Origin of the sequence: Anabaena sp. 4-3, assembly GCF_001597745.1 — a bacterium.
GTDB lineage: Bacteria > Cyanobacteriota > Cyanobacteriia > Cyanobacteriales > Nostocaceae > Trichormus.
In genome coordinates this window covers 45,810-65,163 of the sequence record NZ_LUHJ01000061.1, presented here as the reverse complement: position 1 = coordinate 65,163, position 19,354 = coordinate 45,810, and the positions used below count along the sequence as shown (strand labels likewise).

The following is a 19,354-nucleotide window of genomic DNA, read 5'->3' as shown; positions in this document are numbered from 1 at the left end:
ATGCTCACGAACAAGAGATAATAGAAAATCCCCATCGACCTCAGCTTTAATCCCATCGTCCATTACAGAACTTGTTTTGGCTTGGCTGACGGGTCGAATTCAGCAAGCTGCACTCAATGAGATGATGAAAACAGCCACCGAACTACAAGCTAGACTAGAGTTTTACTATCAGCAAATCAAAACTGTGATTCTGACGCGTCAGAATCCTATTACTGGCTTGCTACCTGCAAGTACGGCGATAACTGCTCACGGTGATTATACCGATGCTTGGGTGAGAGACAATGTTTACAGCATTTTGGCAGTTTGGGGTTTAGCACTGGCATATCGCAAGGTGGATGACGACAAGGGACACACCTATGAGTTAGAACATAGTGTGATTAAGCTGATGCGTGGGTTGTTGTTTGCGATGATGCGACAATCTCCCAAAGTAGAGCTATTTAAGCATACTCAGTCACTTTTAGATGGGTTACACGCTAAATACAACACGGCTACGGGGGACATTGTTGTAGGTGATGATGAATGGGGACATTTACAATTAGATGCGACATCGATATTTTTATTGATGTTGGCAGAAATGACAACTTCAGGGTTGCAAATCATTTATACAATTGATGAGGTAAATTTTGTCCAAAACTTGGTTTATTACATTGGACGAGCTTACCGCACTCCTGATTATGGCATTTGGGAACGGGGAAATAAAATCAATCATGGGAATGCGGAGTTAAACGCCAGTTCTGTAGGAATGGCGAAAGCGGCTTTAGAAGCGATGAATGGACTGGATTTGTTTGGGGTAAAGGGAAGCCAAGCTTCAGTCATTCATGTGTTACCAGATGAAATTGCTCGCGCTCGCACTACTTTAGAATCTTTATTACCGAGGGAATCTGCTTCTAAAGAAATTGATGCAGCTTTGTTGAGTATTATCGGCTATCCGGCTTTTGCTGTGGAAGATGTGCAACTCAGAGAACGCACTCTGAATGATATTATTAATAAACTCCAAGGTAAATACGGCTGTAAACGCTTTTTGCGTGATGGACATCAAACGGTTTTAGAAGACACTAACCGTTTACATTATGAACCTTGGGAACTTAAACAATTTGAGCATATTGAGTGTGAATGGCCGTTATTTTTTACTTATTTAGCTTTAGATGGGTTATTTCGTGGAGACAACAAGCAAGTTAAATATTACCAAGAACGTTTAGAAGATTTACTGGTTGAACGTGATGGTTTGCGTTTATTGCCAGAGTTATATTATGTTGCCGCCGAAAATGTGGAAGCGGAAAAGTTAGCTCCTCAAAGTCAGCCACGTTTACCGAATGAAAATATCCCGTTGGTGTGGGCGCAAAGTTTATATTTTCTCGGTAATATGTTGAGTGAGGGGTTGTTGGCGTTGGGTGATGTTGACCCTTTGGGTAGACATTTGTGTGTGGGGAAAAAGCGGGAAGCTGTAGTCCAAATTGCGTTGTTAGCAGAAGATGAGGATTTACAAGCGGAACTAGAAGTATATGGGATTGAAACGCAAACACCCAAGCAAGTAGAACCAATTCAAGTGAGAAAAGCGAAGGAACTTTCTCATATTTACACCCAAATTGGTCGTAATGATAAACTGGGTTTGACTGGGCGGCCTGTGCGCCGTTTGCGGAGTTTGACTACATCAAGAATTTTCCGCATTCAGGGGGAGACGGTGGTATTTTTACCATCATTTTTAGATTCGCAACAGTTTTATTTAACTCTGGATTACCATTTTTTGGTAGATCAACTCAGAAGTGAATTGGCTTATATTCAAAAATATTGGAGTGATTTAGGTCGTCCTACTCTAACTTTAATGTTGACGCACACGATTCTGGAAACTGGTTCTCAGGCGTTACTAGAACTGATGCAGGAGTTAAAAGCGGGTGTATGTAATGGGGTGCAAGTTAAATTAGGGCGGCTAAATCAATTGATGCTGACGGCGGGAATTCAAAGAATTGATTTTATACCGGCTGGGGAGTTGGCTCAGTCAGCAATGCAAAATGCTGCGCCGCATTGTTATTATTTGGCTTATCATCCTGGTAAAAGTCGGCGTTTAGGAAATACTCAAGAATTCCAGATGGAATGTGAAACTAACTTGAGTTTTTTATTGTCATCTCTGCGTTCTTCTGAAAATCTCTACGAGCAAATTGAGTTATTGCAGACTTTGACTCGTTTGCAAGGATGGGAATTTGATACTGGGTTTGGGGGGCCGGATCATCCGGTGATGGTAGCTGATTTACTGCATGAAGTCTACACGAAAGCGGGGGATTCTGGTCACTGGGCGGTAGTGCGACGGGCGGCTGGTTTGCTTCAGATGGTGGATATTGGTTTGTCGGATGCGGTGACGAGTATTTTGGTACGGGGTAAACAAATTGCTGTAGGTAGGGCTTACAGTGAAGCGTCTTTGATTACTGTGCCGATGCCGCATAATGAAATTTACGAGAAGATTAATAATTTCTGTCGTGAGGATATCCGCGATCGCGTGTTAACCCAAGAAATTCTGATTTATCTGGCTACCTTAATTAAATCAGAACCGGACTTATTTAAAGGGTTACTGACTCTCAGAGTCGGCTATCTCATCTTATTAATTACTAGCGAACTGGCACGAGAGTTACAGGTAACTCAGGATGAAGCCTACGAGCGTTTAATGGAGCTTGCACCTTTTGAAGTTAACACCCGTTTAAATAAAGTCTTGACTGCCTATACAGGCATGAGTCAACTACTGCGACAACAGGAATCTCTGCACGTTAAGCAAAAAGAAAGCGACATTGATTGGGTGGTATCACCGACAATTGCAGAAGTAGAGGCAGAAGTTACCCCTGGTGGTTGGCGACGTTTTCGCCAAGCGGAGGGAGCTTTAAACCGTGTACCGAAAAATTTCTTTCAGCAGGTGTGGTTATTAATGCAACACTGCAAGGGGTTAGTGATTGGGGATAAGTTAGAGCGTCGCAATCGCTTAGATAGTGGTGTGATATCGGAGATGACAGCCGGGGAGAAGAATTTTGCTCTGTTGGTTGAGCATCTGTTAAATAAAATTGAAGCTCCAGAGTATCGCCAAGTGAATATTGAAGCACTGATGGAGTTAGGGGCGATCGCATCTAAAAACCCCAGTCTACAAATTGAAGAATATATTGTTTTAGATGTGTTAATTGGTCATGCGGTGCGGTTAACTTGGTTAGATCAACACCCAGAACGAGGCGATCGCTATGATGAAGATAAAGCTTTAGCATGGCCACATTTTTACAACACTTCCCCTAGAGAATGCGCTAGTTATATTCTCAAGGCGTTTAGATTCCTAACAGAGTTTGAGCAAGAAGTCAATAGTTATTAGTCATTAGTCATTAGTCATTAGTCAATGGGTATTGGGCATGAGATTTTTCTCCTCTGCTCCCCCTGCTCCCCCTGCTCCCCCTGCTCCCCCTGCTTCTTCCTATCCCTCAAGGAGAGGTAGTTTTATTACTGCTGACAAACTTTGGTGCTGCAACTTGTAAATTCATTTGCTGATAATTTAAAGTTAAAAAAGGTTGACCTAAGCCTATCTGAGCAAATGCACTGTCAGCAGGGACTTCTAGATGAGAAGCAACCATACCCAACAAAGATTCACATTCAGCCGGAAATATTACTAAATCTTTCCCCAAGGTGCTGAAAGTAGAGATGCTTAACTTCTGCCGCCAGGCAAAACCGGGTAGTTTATAGTGGAGAGTAGACAGTGTTTGGTTTGCCTGACGCACGGTGATATATCCAGCCTGTTCCCGATGAAATTCGGCTAATTTCTTTGGTAGTCCCCAAATTTCTCGACCACCAGCCATAGAATCAGAATTATCTACATAAATGTGGGAAATCCAAGCACCGATTTTACCCCCATAAGCGACTACAGCCGGAACCACAATCAACTCATTATACTCCAGCACTGAGCCAGAACAGTAGGAGGCGAAATATACACTAGCAATTGTTTTGCTAGGCCATAGGGAGATAATGTTTAACTCTGGAGGAATCAAGGAACGTACTCGCTCAATATTGATTATATGCAGAGTTTGAATAGCATAGCCTGTCAGTGTCCAAGGTGCTAGCGGATAGGGCATATAACAATTTGTGATTGGTGGTAGTTCTTTCTGAGCAAAGCATTAAATCACAAGCCTCCTGCCTCCAGCATAGCTGCTTTCTTTAATCCAAAATTCCACCGGATTCCTATATTGTGGGTAATTTACCGGATAAAATATCAAGTTTTAGCATAATTTTCCGGAAAAATTAGCTTTTTTTTGATAGAAAAAATAAAAATACTCAACAGTGAAAATACTAAACTCTATCTATTGAGAAAGCAAGTTTGAGAGTTTATACTGTTTAATTGTTTTGATTCAGTAAATATAATTGTTTTTTAACTGGTTTTATGACTGTGAACTACTACTGTAAAAATTTGAAAAATCTATGAGCGATCGCCTACATAATCGCAAAGCTAAAATGAATCCAGAAGTCGTTAACAAATTAGTAATATATAGTAGCAGTACCGCAGTTTTATTTACTGTGAGTTTGGTGATAGTGAAAGCTCTATTCGTCTACTTTAGTTCTCTTGATACAGCACCCTTTCCTGCGTCAATTCCCTGGATACAGAATCAATTTGAATGTGAAAAAACTGGGAGAAATTGGAATAATAACCAGTGTTGGGATGAGGAACATAGTCCTTGGTTTTGAGAATAACTCAACTGGATTGTTCCCAATGTATTGGCACTTCCATATTATCAGGTAGTCGAGTGGTGCGATCGCCTACTGCCAGACAAATTTGTTGAGCTTCTAAATTTTTCGCTCCGGTGAGAATTGCTCCTTCTAGTTTCACATCACAGAAATTAGTATCAGACAAGTTAGCCCCGACTAAATTAGCCTGAGTCAAATTAGCTTCATAGAGAGTGACTCGTTGTAAATTTGCACCCATGAGGTTGGCTTGATATAAGTTTGCTTCTGTTAAACTTGCCCCAGTCAAATCAGCAAATAATATTTCTGTTTGTTGCAGTTTAGCTGCATTCAGGTTAGCCCCAAACAAATTAGCACCATTCAGGTTTGCTCGTTGTAAATCGGCTCCAATTAAACCACAAAGATACAAGTTAGCTTTGCCCAACTTTGCCCCTTGCAAGTTCGCCAAAAATAACTTTGCACCTGAAAGATTAGCTAATTTCAAACTCGCTTGTTGTAAGTTGGCTTTATATAAATTTGCTCCTTGTAAATTAGCTGCGCGCAAGCTGGCACCCACCAAGGTAGCACCCCGGAGATTTGCACCCGACATCTCAGCACGATTCAAGTTTGTACCATTGAGATTTGCGCCTTGTAGATTAGCTTTCAACAAGTTAGCTTCATAAAGAATCGAACCTGTCAGTTTAGCACTCTCAAGATTAGCACCTCCCAGATTACAGTCACGTAAATTAGCCAAGCGCAAGTCAGCACCGCGCAAATCTGCTTGTTGTAAATTGGCTCCTAACAAGTCTACTCGTCTTAAATCGGTATATCTTAAATCTAGTTTTTTACTTGCCTCATCTTGCTGAAAATTGCGTCTACCAATCACAGTTAAAGCCGCTTGAATATCCCGGCGAATTCTGATTGATTCTTCATGAAGATTTATGCCTAAATGTTGTCCTCGACGCTCCCCATTTTTATACTTACTAAAGTAAGGTGAAAAGTCTTCTTCTCTGGCTTCTGCTGCTTCAGTGATAATCGCATTTTCTCGGACAAAAGCTGTGAGGATTTCCATAATTATCCAATGTTCTTGAGGACAATCCTGTGCCAGTCTTTCTAATATATAAATTGCACTTGTCCGAGTTTCAATTTTATCATGTCCCAGTTGAGAAATTGCAGCCATCAACCGTTCTGATACGAATCTATCTTGAGAGAGTTTGGCATTTTGAAGATTAATTTCTAGGTTTTTTTCCGCAACCACTGCACTTTTATATGTTGCATCTACACTTTTAGCTGCATAATAAGCGTTAATTATCACTCCCATACCTAAAAAAACAATGGCAGTGGTGGTTAATGCTTGATTTTTGTACTGCAATTGTTGCTGAATTGATAATTTATCAAGATGTGGTGAGGTAAATACAATCAGAGTAATAAAACAAGAGAAAATAACTGTTATGGCGATTAACCAGTACCACAACCTGTCTGTTTTATTAGCAGACATAAACGCATTATTACCTAGGGGTTTGTGAGCAATAATATAGCATTTACTTGTAAAATAGAATATCTTACTACAAAAATTTAGGTGTGTCTTTTCCAGCTTCCAGAAAAAACACAGCGAAATTATAAATATTGAATGATTTTGAGGGTAAAGAAGATATTTACTGAATTTTGCAGCTTTTATTTCCCAGCTATCTCAGAATCTCGCAGATTTGCGCCATCAAGTCTAGTATTATCCAGAATTGCCCCATGTAGATGAGCTAAATAAAGGTTGGCTCTACTTAAATCAGCACCAGCCAGATTTGCTTGGCTCAAATTGGCTGCACTGAGAATTGCACCTGAAAGGTTTGCACCTGAAAGGTTTGCACCTGAAAGGTTGGCGGCTGTGAGGATGGCTCCTGATAAATTTGCTTGGCTCAGATTCGCTCCTGCCAGATTAACATGATAGAGGTTTGCTCTTTCTAGGTTTGCGCCTGGGAGATTTGCGCCTCTGATGTCTGTGTAACTTAAATCTAGTTGTTGATTTTCTAAGGATTTTTGCCGGGATATTTTGGCAATTATCGTGCAAACAGTTGGAATTTCTGGGCGAAGTGCTAAGGTTGAGCTATTTTCAGCTTTGGCTGAGGAATTGTAGGGTGCGTTATGACGTACAAACTCACTCAGAAACTCAATGATGATTCCTTGAGATTGGGGATAATCTTCAGCTAATTTACCTAACTGATGAATTGTTTCTCGCCATTGTGCGATTTGTTGATTGTGCCAATATTTTTTGGCTAATGTTACTTGCTGCTTGACTAGATGATGCGAAAAATTGTTTAACCGGAGATATGAAAAATATTTCTGCGGGAATATATCTAAAAAAGGTTTTTGATTATTTTGAAGGTTTTTTGTCAATGATTTAGAATAATTAATAGTTTGGCTCAACATATAAAAATAGATTATTAAAATTGGTTTTGCGTCGTTTTTGCGGATGTTTAGAGTTGATACTCGTTAAATCAATTACTACTACACTACATGATTACTATGAGTAATTACTGATGATTCAAGAAAAATTTATGTTAACTTCAACTTGATCGGAGGAATCATATAAGTTGATATTAGCGTCACACTTACGTATACTCTGCTTTCTTCCAACTGATTAAGAGGAAACCTAGCCTCAGTATGTGCCTAAGTTTACAGATGCAGCCGCCTTTACAGTTGAGCGGACAAAATTTAGTATTAGTTGGTGGTGGTCACAGTCATGCTATTGTACTGAGAATGTTTGGCATGAAGCCTCTACCTGGAGTGCGTTTAACTTTAATTACTCCGGCTATAGATACACCCTATTCGGGAATGCTACCAGGACATATTGCTGGTGTTTACAGTCGTGAGGAATGCCATATCGATTTGCAAAAATTAGCTAATTTTGCTCAAGCGCAATTATATATTGACAAGGTAGTTGGCCTGGATTTAAAAAACCATCAAGTGATTTGTGCTAACTGTCCTGCTGTGGATTTTGACTTACTATCTATTGATATTGGCAGCACTCCCGCCACAATATCTGTATCAGGTGCAGCAAAATATGCGATCGCAGCTAAACCAGTAGACCAATTGTTAGAGCATTGGTATGAACTCGTAGCCACTGTAGCACAAAATCCCCAAAATCCCATCACAATCAGCATTGTCGGTGGTGGTGCTGGTGGTGTGGAATTGGCTTTATCAATGCAATCTCATCTCCACCGCATCTTACAACAAGCGCAACAACCATTACAAAATTTGCAAATTCATTTATTTCAGCGTCATAGTCAACTGATGGCTAATCATCATCCATCGGTACAGCATCTTGTGCAACAGGTGTTAATTCAGCGTGGCGTGAAGTTACATCTGGGTGAAACTGTGACTGAGATTGCACCATCTGCCGGCAGAGAATTATTGCAGGTAAAATGTGAATCTGGGTTAACCATAGATTCCCATAGAGTTTTTTGGGTAACGCAAGCCTCAGCACCCCAATGGTTAAAAACTACAGGATTAGCTACAGATGAGCAAGGCTTTATTTTAGTCAAAGATACATTGCAATCTCTCAGCCACCCAGAAGTATTTGCGGCTGGTGACATTGCGACAATGGAAAACCATCCCCTACCAAAAGCGGGTGTATTTGCTGTGCGTCAAGGAAAACCTTTATTTACTAACCTGCGGCGAATGTTATGGGGTAAATCACTCCTACCCTACAAACCACAGCCACAGTATTTAAGTTTAATTGGTACAGGAGAACAACGGGCGATCGCTAATAAAGGCTGTTTCACTTTACCACCTCACCCACTCCTCTGGCAGTGGAAAGACTGGATTGATCGCCGCTTCATGGCACAATTTCCCTAGATTATCCAGATTTTTCTCCTAATAAAAAGCCCCCAGCTATAACCACCGGGGTACTTATTTATGTATGCCATCAACTCTATTCCTACCAATAGAGGATGCCATTTATTGGACTTGAGCGCATCCGAGAAAATGCAAAAATTGCATAAAAGATATGCGATTTTTACAACATGGTAGAATTGCGTAAGTAGAGAAATGCTGATAAACAACAGTTAAGAAGCGATCGCCTAATTTTTTCCCCAGACAAAAAATTAACTCATGGTGAGGAAGTAGATTCTGGCGTTAACTGTTCCGGTGTGGCTGCCGACTCCCAGCCATCGACTATATCTTTAATTAAACCCGCCACAGGTACGGCGATAATCAATCCTATCAACCCACCGATATAAGTACCTAGTAGCAAAGAAATCAACACCCATACGGGCCTAACTCCTGTGAGAGTACCAAACAGTCGGGGTGCGATCGCTTGGTCAATCAACTGGTCTATAATCACAGCTACAGCTAAAATTTTCACCGCTAACCAAAAATCATGGGAAGCGATGATTAAACTGATCACAATTAAACTCACCACATCCCCAAACGGAATTAAACTAAAAATTCCAATTCCCAAACCAAACAGCAACCCAAACTCAACTCGAAACCCCAAAAACATCAAAGTTTGGGAAGTTCCCACCAAAAAAGCTAAACTTACTTGACCAATCAAATATTTTTGAAAATTATCCTGAATAGACTGGCTTAACTTTTGAGCAAAAGACCAAGGTAACTTCTTAAATAGACCTTCCCAAATTCTCTGACCATCTAATAAGAAATAAAAAGTCAAAACTATAGTTACCAATGCTTCCGAAAGACTATCAATTGTATCGATAGCTATACTTAACAATTTATCAGATATTTGCTCTAATTCATCTGGTATCTTATCAATTAACCTGGTAATTATTTGACTGACATTCACCTGAAACCTTTCTCCCCATACCAAATCAATATAATTTTGAATTCTCGCCTGACTAGCATCAATCCACTGGGGTAGGAGTTTGGCAATTTCATGAAATTGTTCTATTGCTACTGGCACTAATATAATCGCCACAATGATTAATACTAACAAAGCCACGAAAAATACTAAAGCTATCGCATAATTACGCTTAATTCCTCTTTCTTGCAACAGCGAAACCGGATAATTTAAAATAAAAGCTAGCAAAGTTGCTAAGATAAAAATTGCCACTAGCGGCTGGAAATATTCAAAAAAACGCAAAACTAACCAACCATTGATAAACACTAGCGGAAATAACAAAGTAGCAATTAACAATTTAAGTAATTCTTCGAGAGATATATTCATAATATTGAGTCAAGAATATGTCTGGAAAAACTTACATCATACATCTACCAATAGTAAGAGCTATGCCAATTTACTTTGCATAGCTCTTAATTCTCAGTATGACAGAAATTTGAAGCTTTAACTTTCACTTAACGCCAAAAATTGCTCATCGTTAATTCTTCCTGATTGATGCAGCACCTTTGTAATTTCAGAAATAGTTAAAACTGCATGAGCGCGATAGCCATTTTGTTGTAGTCTATCTTTTACCCCTTGTTCGTGATCAATAAACACTACAATATCACGGACATTTAAACCCGCAGATTTTAACTTTTCTGCACCTTCCATTACACTTTTACCACTAATCAGAATATCATCAACGACCGCTACCGTTTCCCCAGGATGAAAATTACCTTCAATTAATTTTCTAGTTCCGTGTGCTTTTACCTCCTTACGCGGAAAAACCATCGGGCAATGCAACCGTAAAGACAAACCTGTAGCCGTAGGTAAAGAACCATAAGGAATACCTGCTAACCTATCAAAAGAGAGATTTTTTAAAATCTCCTCATAGCCAGCGATAACTTGACTAAAAATTTGGGGATTAGAAATGATTTTGCGTAAGTCAATATAATAAGGAAAAATTGCCCCTGATGCTTGGACAAAATTACCAAACATAATGCAACCAATATCATAAAGCTGCAAAATCAAATCATGTAAAGGATGCTGATTTGCAGAAACTACATCTGGTAGCCAAACCGCACAGGTTTCACCATTCTCAATCACCTGATTTCTTACCTGATTAATTTCTCTATTTAAAAACTGGATTTCTTCAGATAAATTTCGTTTTGCCAACATATCTTGAGGCACAGGAATCAATAAACCATCCCCATTAGCATCCAAACCAGCTTCTAGAATTTGCTTCAAATTACCGCCTTCAGCCCAAATACTCCGCGCCATAATTATCCGTTCCGGTGCAATTGTCCGAATTTGAGATAAAACATCAGGCTTATTAGTTCCGACTTCTAAAGCTAATTGTTCGGGAGTACCCCAATTTTTTGACTCTTTTACTACCTGTAAATAAAGCGGTGATGCGTTGCTGGGATATTGTTGTAAAGCTTCTGCACCTGGGTTAGAAGTGCAACATAAAATAAACACCGTTTTATCAGGATAAACCAAAAACGGCACTACATGATCTTGTCCTGTGTAGGGGCTGAGAGTGATAGCATCCACCAGCCATTCTGTAAACACAGTGCGAGCAAATATAGTGCTAGTATTTAAATCACTATGTTTAGCATCTAAAATAATCGGGATATGATTGGGGATAGCTGCTAAAGTTTTTTGTAATAGTTCCAAACCTGGAATACCCAAAGCTTCATAAAAACCTAATGTGGGCTTATAAGCACAGACAAAATCAGCCGTTTCCGCAATGATAAATTGCATCCAATCCCACAAACCAGAAATCATATTTTGAGATTCATACTCAGACGGCATCATCTCTGGATTTGGATCAAGTCCCACAAATAGTAAACTGTTATTTTGGGAAATGCTGCCATGTAATTTATCAAAAAAATTCATGTTTTTTTCAGAAATAAGTACAAAAATTTAATAAATAGGACTTACGCAAGTGTCATCATTAAAATCTCGTTTAGGGTGCATCAGGAACGATAGTTGGGTAAAAATCACAGATTTTCAACATCTGACGCACCCTACTAATATGCTTGCGTGGCGTAGCCATAGATGGACTTTATTCTGCACTGTAGAGACGTTGTATGCAACGTCTCTACATCATTTATTTTGTGAAACTTCATAGAGAATTGGTATCACTACGAAAAAAATAGATTTCACATTTAATTATCTCTAGCAAATAGTTAAAGGGCAAGATAAAAGTATCCCTTGAACCTCCTTGATTTAGATGCCGGCAAACCATTCATAACCCTGATCTTCCCAATAACCCTTAAAAGGTGTTAAATAACTGGTGAGGGTAATTTGAGTAACCCACTTACTTTGTTTATAACCCAATTTAATCGGAGAAGCTAAACGTAAAGGCGCACCATTTTCTACTGGCAAAGCTGCGCCATTTTTTTGATAAGCTAACAGGGTTTGTGGGTGTAAAGCTGAAGCAATATCCCAACTTTCATAGTAGCCATCAGCAGATTTAAAATAAGCATAGCGGACATTGTTTTTAGGTTGCGCCAGCGCAATAATTTCTTGCAGACGCACACCACCCCATTGGACAATCGCCGCCCAACCTTCGACACAAACATGGCGTATAATCATGGAAGTTAGCGGTAAACTCTGAATTTCTGCCATGCTGAGACTCAAAGGATTATTTACCTCGCCATCAATGACTAAACGATATTTTTCTAAGTCAATAATTGGCGTATACCGAAAGCTATTCACTATCAAAGCTTCTGGTTGAATTTCACTCGGCGAAAATTCTGGTACTAACTTGTGTTGATTAAATATTAGTTTCTCAACTTTTTGATTCAGTGGCGCAGAAAGTGTACCAACCAAATCTTCAAATATTGGAGTACCACAACCACCAAGCAATAAACCTATGCTAGAAACACCGGAAATTTTCAAGAATTCACGGCGTGTTAATTGGGGACGACGTAAGCGAATTAAATTCATATTTAATTATGCAGTATGCTTGTATTTGATATAGGAACCATATTTGATTTCTGAAAAAAAACTCAGTAAACCCCTGTTCCTACCTATTCCCTGTTCCTACCTATTCCCTATTCCCTATTCCCTATTCCCTATTCCCTATTCCCTATTCCCTGTTCCTACCTGTTCCCTGTTCCCTATTCCCTGTTCCCTAACTACACTAGTAATTCCAATAATCAAATCGAATTCCTATAGTTTCACCAAAACATTGACTCTGTAAGTTTTTCACCTCCAGCTTGACGACCTAAAGCTGCATGAATAATTGTAAATATTACCACCATTGGCACTGAAGCGAAATGCACAATTCTCAATCCTTGCCAACTACCAAACATATCGACAATCCAAGGAAATTGAGCAGGTTTATACATACCTATACCTGTGAGTAATGCCAACAGCAAAATTGGAATTATCGATGTGTAAACAATGCGATGCCAAGCATATACTAAACGCTGGGAATTTTTAGTTTTTTGTAATGCTTTCAAGTCATTCGCACCGACAAATCTATGCCGCCAACGTCGAGTGATGACAATATAAATTCCATACCAGAAAAGATTTAAGGAAAATAACCACATCGCCGCAAAGTGCCAATGTCTACCACCTGCTAACCAACCTCCTAATGTAAATATCGGCGGAATATGTAAACCTGAACGCCCGCCAAACACTGGGTTAGCGTTGTAAATTTGCAATCCACTTGTCATCATCAGGAATAAGCTAATGATGTTGATAGTATGAAAAATTTTCGCCCCTATCGCCTGAGTCGGTAACTTGCGCGGTTGTTTCGGATTGGTTGTAGTCATATTTACGGATAAAATTTTGTTTTTAGAGGTTTTTATTAAACATTATTTAACAGTTATCTTAAAAAATGTAAAGTATACTTTTCAAATAGCATATTTAAAGGTAATCATCAGCACAAGACAAGCTCAACACAAAAATGAAATGTCCTCACTGTGCATCAACTTCATACCGTAAAAATGGTCATCGGAATGGTAAGCAGAATTACCTTTGTAAAAATTGCGGTAAACAATTCCTAGAATCTGCTTTACCCTATGCCCAAAAAGATGAATTGATTGCGGATATTAACGGACATAAGCAAATATCGGTAACTCCCGCTACAAAACTGACTTTAGAAAGCAACTCTGTACAGACAAACGCTACTGATAGTTTAGAATCCTTGACACAAATCCTGCAAACCATCCTCGCTACTGGTTGGTTAGAGTCGCCTGTTGTGGGTAAAGTTATCAAGATAATTCACCAACAATTAGAGATTCAAAATAATTCGGTAGAGTTAGGCAGTTCTCTATTGCTTTTAGATGTAGAAAATTTAAAAATTTCTCTGGAAGTAGAGGCATTTTTGGCTAGTATCTGTCAATATCCTCTGACTACTAAAATCGGGTTTGCTAATTGGAAAAATCCTAGTGTGAGTAAGCATGATGTGGAATTATATGAACGCGGTTATCAACTGATTCATGTTCCTGATGGTAAAGATGGTGCTGATGCCAAAATGATTGCGATTGGTGCTAGTATTTTACGTTCTTATCCCAGTGTTAAAGAAGTTTTAGTCTGTTCTGGCGATGGAATTTTAACTCACCTGTGTAATCAATTGCAAAATCAAGGGTTGACAGTATATTGGGTGCGGCGACAAGGGCAAATTTTGCATATAGAAAACCGTCAGACAGGAAAAGATATTTTTTATCATCTGTCGTTAGCAATGGCAGTTCCTTCTTTAGAGGATGTGGTGCAGAAAATTGAGAGTTTAATTAAAGCTGAACAAGAATCTATTGAGGCAAAGCTGAATAATTTAGTAGAGATAGCCACTCTTTTTCAAGAGCGATGTCATCTGGAATTTAATGAGAAAAATTCAGTAAAATTAGAAAAAAATTTATCATCTTCTTTGCCGGATGAGTTGACACAATTAAATTCTACTGTCAAAGTAATTAATTCTCAAGCTGAATTAGAAAATCTGCTTATAGATATTATTAATAATACCTATATTGCATCGCCTACAACTAAGTTAACTGTGTCCAAGCTAGGCTCAGAATTACGTAAAACCTGTGGTAAATCTCCGAATGCAATTATCAAGGAATTAAAACTAGGTTCTAGTTTTACCAAGTTTTTACAGTCATCCCCTAAATTTAGTTTAAAACTGAGTGGCAAGGAATACGAAATAACTCGGTGTCAGTAAATTTTATGCTTTCATTTGGTATAATATAAATATATTAAATAAATGTAAATATTACTGGTAATTTTAAAAATCTTGTGGTAGGCGGTGCTATAGTGTAGGCTTTGTCTACGGAAGCACTACCTCAACGAAGTGTGTTTAAATAATTATTGCCTAGGAAAGACTCGGAAATATAACTATAAAGAGAGAATTTAGAGTTATATAAGCTGTAGTGCTAGATTTTGAGAGTTTATGAAAATTGATCATGTTCACTTTTATGTAGAAGATGCTCAAGTCTGGCGGGATTGGTTTGTCAATTATTTGGGTTTTACGCCCATAGCCAGTGGTATCCGTTCCTTCCACACGCGCACAGAGGCGGTTAAAAGTGGTGTTGTTAAGTTTTTGCTGTCTGCGCCGTTATTACCAACTAGCCCAGTGGCGGAATTTTTGCGACAACATCCCCCTGGTGTGGCGGATATTGCTTTTGTGGTGGAAGATGTGGAAGCGGCGATCGCCCACGCTCAAGCTAACGGTGCTACAGTTTTACAATCGATTGCGGAACGCCAAATCGGTAATCTTACCCGCAAGTGCAGCAAAATCACCGCTTGGGGTGGGTTGACGCATACATTACTCGAAAAACTACCGATACCAGATGAAGATTCTCAAATAACTGCATCAACTCACTTTGTCACCGCTATTGATCATGTAGTGTTGAATGTAGCAGCAGGTGATTTAGAGGCGGCGGTGAATTGGTATCACAAAGTGTTAGATTTTCAACCGCGACAAAGTTTTAAAATTCAAACTGCTCGCTCTGCCTTGTATAGTCAAGTGATGGTTTCCCGCAATGGTAGCGTACAATTACCGATTAATCAGCCAGCTTCCAGAAATTCCCAAATACAGGAATTTTTAGATGTAAATCGTGGTGCGGGAATTCAACATATTGCTTTGCAAACACCGAATTTAGTGGATGCGATCGCCCAATTTCGTCAGCGTGGTTTATCCTTACTTTCCGTTCCCCAAACCTACTACTCACAACTGCAAAAACGCCCCAAACTGCCTTTATCACCTGTGGAATTAGAAGCGATCGCCCAACAGCAAATTTTAGTCGATTGGCAACCAGATGTTCATCCCGGCGTATTGTTACAAATTTTTACTCAGCCCATCTTTGGACAACCAACCTTTTTCTTTGAATTTATTGAACGTCGTCGTCAAGCGCAAGGCTTTGGTGAAGGAAATTTCCGCGCCTTGTTTGAAGCCATTGAAACTGAACAAATTAAACGCGGCACTCTCCAATAATGGGATAATTTCATAAAAATTAACATTAACTTGCGCCAATGCTGAGACTAATTACCGACTTCGACGGCCCGATTATGGATGTTTCCCAGAGATACTACCGTGTTTATCAATTTTGTTTACAGGAAATTCGCTCTCCTGATCAACCAGTGCGACAGCTGTCGAAAGCGGAATTTTGGCAGATGAAGCGTGAACGTGTTCCTGAAAAGCAAATTGCCTTAAACTCTGGTTTAGATGAGCAGCAAGCCCAAGAATTCGCCCAATTACGACGCAAAACAGTACACACACAACCTTATTTTGAGTATGACAGCCTCATCCCCGGTGCTGTCGAAGCATTATTAAAAATTCAACAGGCGGGGATTGATTTAGCGGTAATGACAATGCGCCGAGTCCGAGAATTAGACTATGCCTGCCAAAAACACGATTTAACCAAATTTTTTCCAGAAAATCGCTGTTATTGCCTGAGTAATGACTATGTAAAAACCCGTGATATTGAAGATAAACCCTTATTAATGACAAAGGCATTGGCAGAATTACCACCGGCAGCTGATACGTGGATGGTGGGGGATACAGAAGCCGACATTGCCGCCGCCAAAAAGCATGATATCAAAGTCATAGCCGTCGAGTCTGGGATTCGCGATCGCACCCAATTAGAACTTTATCAACCTGACTTGATTGTGCCGAATTTAAGCACTGCCGTAGACGTGATTTTAAAATCCGCAGTCGCCACTGTCGCCGTAAAAAGTTAAATTAATAACCCCTTCCTGAATAGGGAGGGGGTAGTAGCTGTATTTCTTCTTGACAGTAATTAGGTTGGTTGGGGTATGGCTGGGTGAATCGGTTTTCTGAAGGCTGAGTTAGAATGTTCGATTGATTTAACGCAAAAAACTGCTAACTAACCACAACAATATAAACGTCAGCACAGTCGAAAACTGATTAGCTGTGAGATTGAGAAACGTTATTTGTGGCAAGAGCCAGCCAGCAATTAGTCCCCCTGCAATTAAGCCGATAATTAGCCCAATCAGAGTAAACAAAACTGCTCGGCCAAATCTACCTTCCTTGCGGTTAAGAAAGTAAACACTCACTCCTACCCCAACCACTAACGCCAGCTGTAAAACCTGATCGCCTGTAGCTGGGTAAAAAATACTAATCGTACTCAAACCCACATACCAAGCACCAGGTAACAGCACATCTGCCGTTGTCGGCTGATCTAGGAGATTTTGCAGCCACGCAGGTGACTTTTCACGAGGGGTTGGGCTTTCTTTAGGAGGCGATTGTACTCTCAGTTCTGGGAAGCGGATACGCTCAGGTACCTTGATTTTTCCTTCCTGGCGCATCCGTAAGCGATCCATTAAAATCGCATCGTAAGCCGCCTCAACGATTTCTAAACTCTTGGCATCGCCACTATATTGCTCCATCAGACGATTGCGAGCATCTTGAATCTCATCGAAGCTAGCATCTTCTGATACCCCAAGTTTTTCGTAGGGATTTTGATCGCTCATGGGAGTTTATACTTCAGCCTTAGTCTGCGGCAGTTTTGTGTTGAAGAATAACAATTTTAGATTTTAATTTGATCGAAAACAAAAGTATCGACCGAATTTTATGCTCTACCAGGATAGTAGCACGCGTTAGCCAGATTGACCGATAATTTTAACTACAGCCACTTTAACATATTGTCACAACTCCGTGCATACCCTCATGTCGTTGACCAGTTCTGGTTATAACCTAGAATTGCAACTGGAAATACCGCAAAAATCCTTGATTTTCGCAAAAATCTTTTCTGTTGCTGATGAGAGCAATTTACCGTAATTTGAGGAAATTACCATGATTGAGTCCCAAATTCAGTAGTGGTATCAATCCACATAAAGTTATAAAATTAAACAGTTTTCCATGCCCATTCTCATGAGATTCCTAAAATCTCCCGGCTAAATCAGCATTTGTGGCTCCTAAGCTGACATTGGGTAGCTGGACATGAAGTTGAACATAATACCTGATTTTAATCGTCAAAATAGCTACTATAGCTTTCCCAGTGTCGTTGTTCAGCATCTTGATTACACTAGGATCTGGATAACTGAGAAAATTTATTTTTGAGCTTTGTAGTCTCTAAAATAATCCCAAGTGGAAACTGCGTATTTACGCAAAACTACTGTTAATATTAATAAATTTTGTGAAAAGTGATGGTCATGGCTCCTGCCAAGATTCTTGTAGTAGATGACGACTCGGCGGTTCGGAATTTAATCCAACGCTTTTTGTTGAAGCAAAACTATCAGGTAGAGGCGGCTGAAGATGGTAAGACAGCCTTGTCTTTATTTGAGCAATTTAACCCCGACTTGGTAATTCTCGATGTGAATTTACCAGATGTGATTGGGTTTAACCTCTGCCAAGAGATGCAAAGTCGTAATGGTGTTTTTGTTCTCATGCTGACTAGCCGTGCAGATGAGGCTGACAAGATTCGCGGCTTTTCTAAAGGTGCTGATGACTATCTCACTAAACCGTTTGGCTTAGGAGAACTAGAAGTCAGAGTAGCAGCGATTTTGAGAAGACAGCGAGTTGTCACCACCGCCGAACAAAAACGCCTAGTATTTGAAAAATTGATGATCGATCCGGTGCGGCGCGAGGTAACACTCAACAACGAACCCGTACCCTTAACAGCTTTAGAATTTGACCTACTGCATTTTTTAGCTAGCCATCCTGGTAGAGTGTGGCGGCGTGCAGAACTGATTCAAGAAGTCTGGGATTATGAATATGTTGGTGATCAGCGCGTTGTAGACGTGCATATTGGTCAAATTCGTAAGAAAATTGAAGTTGATGTCACCCAACCGGCACTAATTCAGACTGTACGTGGAGTTGGGTATAAATTTGAATGTTCTACTAACTCCCAGTTAGAAACAAATTCCTGAATATTAGTTTTTGTTCAGAGTTGTTGCACTATCAAAACATAGTGGGAGTGTGAGAACCCCTACTCTTTAGAGAGGGGATGTAGCTTGTTTCCCCGTAGGGAATTAAACAGTGCTGAAAAACTTGCTCAAACTTACTCAAAATCCACTATGATTAGGGATAAGCGAAAACCAAGCTAAAAAAATTTTAGGCTTGAGAACCTGTACAAAACTTTTGAGAGTAGCCAGCCTGTAGCAAGGTAATTGAGAAAATCCAGAAATTTTAAATGGCTGAAAATCAGGGAGTAAAGTAGCAAAGCCTCTCAATGTAAAAACTCCAAAATAGGGTGAGTTACGCCCGATTTTAAGCCTGTGGACTGGATAATGCCGACATTACCAGAATGAAACAGGAAGCTAACGTCTTAAGTCTTTGAACAGATTTAAGCAAGTTTAGTTTAACGGGTAACACGGACTCAACAGGTTTTAACCTGTTGTTTTAAGACGAGACTTATGGTAAATTTTTCCTGATGATGT

At 39.7% G+C, this 19,354-nt stretch carries 16 protein-coding genes and 1 pseudogene; 8 read left to right on the top strand and 9 right to left on the bottom strand.

Features of this window, described 5'->3' with window-relative positions; translation table 11 throughout:
• Positions 1 to 124 precede the first annotated feature (124 nt).
• Positions 125 to 3,340, top strand: a complete 3,216-nt coding sequence (locus A3775_RS15500; RefSeq protein WP_066425914.1) for a glycoside hydrolase family 15 protein — start codon at positions 125 to 127, stop codon at positions 3,338 to 3,340.
• A 106-nt stretch (positions 3,341 to 3,446) separates the two neighbouring features.
• Here the strand turns inward: A3775_RS15500 and A3775_RS15495 are convergent, their stop codons facing one another.
• The gene (locus tag A3775_RS15495; protein WP_066374817.1) at positions 3,447 to 4,091 is read right to left on the bottom strand and encodes an acetoacetate decarboxylase family protein; all 645 of its coding nucleotides are present in this window, start codon (positions 4,089 to 4,091) and stop codon (positions 3,447 to 3,449) included.
• A gap of 343 nt (positions 4,092 to 4,434) precedes the next feature.
• Here A3775_RS15495 and A3775_RS15490 point away from each other — a divergent pair, with 343 nt between their 5' ends.
• Positions 4,435 to 4,698: a hypothetical protein gene (locus tag A3775_RS15490; RefSeq protein WP_066425747.1), complete on the top strand. Its 264-nt coding sequence runs from the start codon at positions 4,435 to 4,437 to the stop codon at positions 4,696 to 4,698.
• A 7-nt stretch (positions 4,699 to 4,705) separates the two neighbouring features.
• On the opposite strand, the gene A3775_RS15485 is transcribed toward A3775_RS15490, so the two are convergent.
• Positions 4,706 to 6,172 (bottom strand): pentapeptide repeat-containing protein, encoded by a 1,467-nt coding sequence (locus A3775_RS15485; protein WP_066425744.1) that lies wholly within the window; start codon positions 6,170 to 6,172, stop codon positions 4,706 to 4,708.
• A gap of 176 nt (positions 6,173 to 6,348) precedes the next feature.
• Positions 6,349 to 7,062 (bottom strand): pentapeptide repeat-containing protein, encoded by a 714-nt coding sequence (locus tag A3775_RS15480; protein ID WP_231867021.1) that lies wholly within the window; start codon positions 7,060 to 7,062, stop codon positions 6,349 to 6,351.
• A gap of 285 nt (positions 7,063 to 7,347) precedes the next feature.
• On the opposite strand from A3775_RS15480, the gene A3775_RS15475 reads away from it, so the two are divergent.
• Positions 7,348 to 8,523 carry an FAD-dependent oxidoreductase gene (locus A3775_RS15475; protein WP_066425740.1) on the top strand — a complete coding sequence of 392 codons (1,176 nt, stop codon included), beginning with the start codon at positions 7,348 to 7,350 and terminating at the stop codon, positions 8,521 to 8,523.
• 253 nt (positions 8,524 to 8,776) lie between these two features.
• On the opposite strand, the gene A3775_RS15470 is transcribed toward A3775_RS15475, so the two are convergent.
• The 4 genes from A3775_RS15470 to A3775_RS15455 all read right to left on the bottom strand — a co-directional run bounded on the left by A3775_RS15470 (position 8,777) and on the right by A3775_RS15455 (position 13,290).
• Positions 8,777 to 9,850, bottom strand: coding sequence for an AI-2E family transporter (locus tag A3775_RS15470; protein WP_066425738.1), 1,074 nt, complete (start codon positions 9,848 to 9,850; stop codon positions 8,777 to 8,779).
• A gap of 117 nt (positions 9,851 to 9,967) precedes the next feature.
• Positions 9,968 to 11,401: a bifunctional orotidine-5'-phosphate decarboxylase/orotate phosphoribosyltransferase gene (locus A3775_RS15465; RefSeq protein ID WP_066374801.1), complete on the bottom strand. Its 1,434-nt coding sequence runs from the start codon at positions 11,399 to 11,401 to the stop codon at positions 9,968 to 9,970.
• 333 nt (positions 11,402 to 11,734) lie between these two features.
• Entirely contained in the window at positions 11,735 to 12,457 is a 723-nt protein-coding gene (locus A3775_RS15460; protein WP_066374799.1) for a molybdopterin-dependent oxidoreductase, read from the bottom strand.
• A gap of 233 nt (positions 12,458 to 12,690) precedes the next feature.
• Entirely contained in the window at positions 12,691 to 13,290 is a 600-nt protein-coding gene (locus A3775_RS15455) for a cytochrome b/b6 domain-containing protein (RefSeq protein ID WP_066374788.1), read from the bottom strand.
• 134 nt (positions 13,291 to 13,424) lie between these two features.
• Between A3775_RS15455 and A3775_RS25080 the strand changes: the two are divergent.
• From A3775_RS25080 to A3775_RS15440, 4 genes and pseudogenes are all read left to right on the top strand, one after another.
• A pseudogene (locus tag A3775_RS25080) lies at positions 13,425 to 13,526 on the top strand (IS1 family transposase); the annotation flags it as partial.
• A 192-nt stretch (positions 13,527 to 13,718) separates the two neighbouring features.
• On the top strand, positions 13,719 to 14,675 hold the full coding sequence (locus tag A3775_RS15450) for an NYN domain-containing protein (RefSeq protein WP_231867024.1): 957 nt from the start codon (positions 13,719 to 13,721) through the stop codon (positions 14,673 to 14,675).
• A 228-nt stretch (positions 14,676 to 14,903) separates the two neighbouring features.
• Entirely contained in the window at positions 14,904 to 15,947 is a 1,044-nt protein-coding gene (gene hppD, locus A3775_RS15445) for a 4-hydroxyphenylpyruvate dioxygenase (protein WP_066425734.1), read from the top strand.
• A 38-nt stretch (positions 15,948 to 15,985) separates the two neighbouring features.
• Entirely contained in the window at positions 15,986 to 16,693 is a 708-nt protein-coding gene (locus tag A3775_RS15440; RefSeq protein WP_066374781.1) for an HAD family hydrolase, read from the top strand.
• A gap of 126 nt (positions 16,694 to 16,819) precedes the next feature.
• Here the strand turns inward: A3775_RS15440 and A3775_RS15435 are convergent, their stop codons facing one another.
• Positions 16,820 to 17,446, bottom strand: coding sequence for a CPP1-like family protein (locus A3775_RS15435; RefSeq protein WP_066374778.1), 627 nt, complete (start codon positions 17,444 to 17,446; stop codon positions 16,820 to 16,822).
• A gap of 409 nt (positions 17,447 to 17,855) precedes the next feature.
• Positions 17,856 to 17,990, bottom strand: a complete 135-nt coding sequence (locus A3775_RS25265; protein WP_255362679.1) for a hypothetical protein — start codon at positions 17,988 to 17,990, stop codon at positions 17,856 to 17,858.
• Positions 17,991 to 18,127: 137 nt separating this feature from the next.
• Between A3775_RS25265 and A3775_RS15430 the strand changes: the two genes are divergently transcribed.
• On the top strand, positions 18,128 to 18,844 hold the full coding sequence (locus A3775_RS15430; protein ID WP_066374877.1) for a response regulator transcription factor: 717 nt from the start codon (positions 18,128 to 18,130) through the stop codon (positions 18,842 to 18,844).
• The last annotated feature ends 510 nt before the right edge of the window (positions 18,845 to 19,354 follow it).

Coding starts and splice junctions, on each gene's coding strand:
- hppD (WP_066425734.1), top strand. CDS start 14,904: ATGAAAATTGATCATGTTCACTTTTATGTAGAAGATGCTCAAGTCTGG.
- A3775_RS25265 (WP_255362679.1), bottom strand. CDS start 17,990: ATGCTGAACAACGACACTGGGAAAGCTATAGTAGCTATTTTGACGATT.
- A3775_RS15485 (WP_066425744.1), bottom strand. CDS start 6,172: ATGTCTGCTAATAAAACAGACAGGTTGTGGTACTGGTTAATCGCCATA.
- A3775_RS15495 (WP_066374817.1), bottom strand. CDS start 4,091: ATGCCCTATCCGCTAGCACCTTGGACACTGACAGGCTATGCTATTCAA.
- A3775_RS15500 (WP_066425914.1), top strand. CDS start 125: ATGAAAACAGCCACCGAACTACAAGCTAGACTAGAGTTTTACTATCAG.
- A3775_RS15440 (WP_066374781.1), top strand. CDS start 15,986: ATGCTGAGACTAATTACCGACTTCGACGGCCCGATTATGGATGTTTCC.
- A3775_RS15430 (WP_066374877.1), top strand. CDS start 18,128: ATGGCTCCTGCCAAGATTCTTGTAGTAGATGACGACTCGGCGGTTCGG.
- A3775_RS15455 (WP_066374788.1), bottom strand. CDS start 13,290: ATGACTACAACCAATCCGAAACAACCGCGCAAGTTACCGACTCAGGCG.
- A3775_RS15460 (WP_066374799.1), bottom strand. CDS start 12,457: ATGAATTTAATTCGCTTACGTCGTCCCCAATTAACACGCCGTGAATTC.
- A3775_RS15435 (WP_066374778.1), bottom strand. CDS start 17,446: ATGAGCGATCAAAATCCCTACGAAAAACTTGGGGTATCAGAAGATGCT.
- A3775_RS15490 (WP_066425747.1), top strand. CDS start 4,435: ATGAGCGATCGCCTACATAATCGCAAAGCTAAAATGAATCCAGAAGTC.
- A3775_RS15475 (WP_066425740.1), top strand. CDS start 7,348: ATGCAGCCGCCTTTACAGTTGAGCGGACAAAATTTAGTATTAGTTGGT.
- A3775_RS15465 (WP_066374801.1), bottom strand. CDS start 11,401: ATGAATTTTTTTGATAAATTACATGGCAGCATTTCCCAAAATAACAGT.
- A3775_RS15470 (WP_066425738.1), bottom strand. CDS start 9,850: ATGAATATATCTCTCGAAGAATTACTTAAATTGTTAATTGCTACTTTG.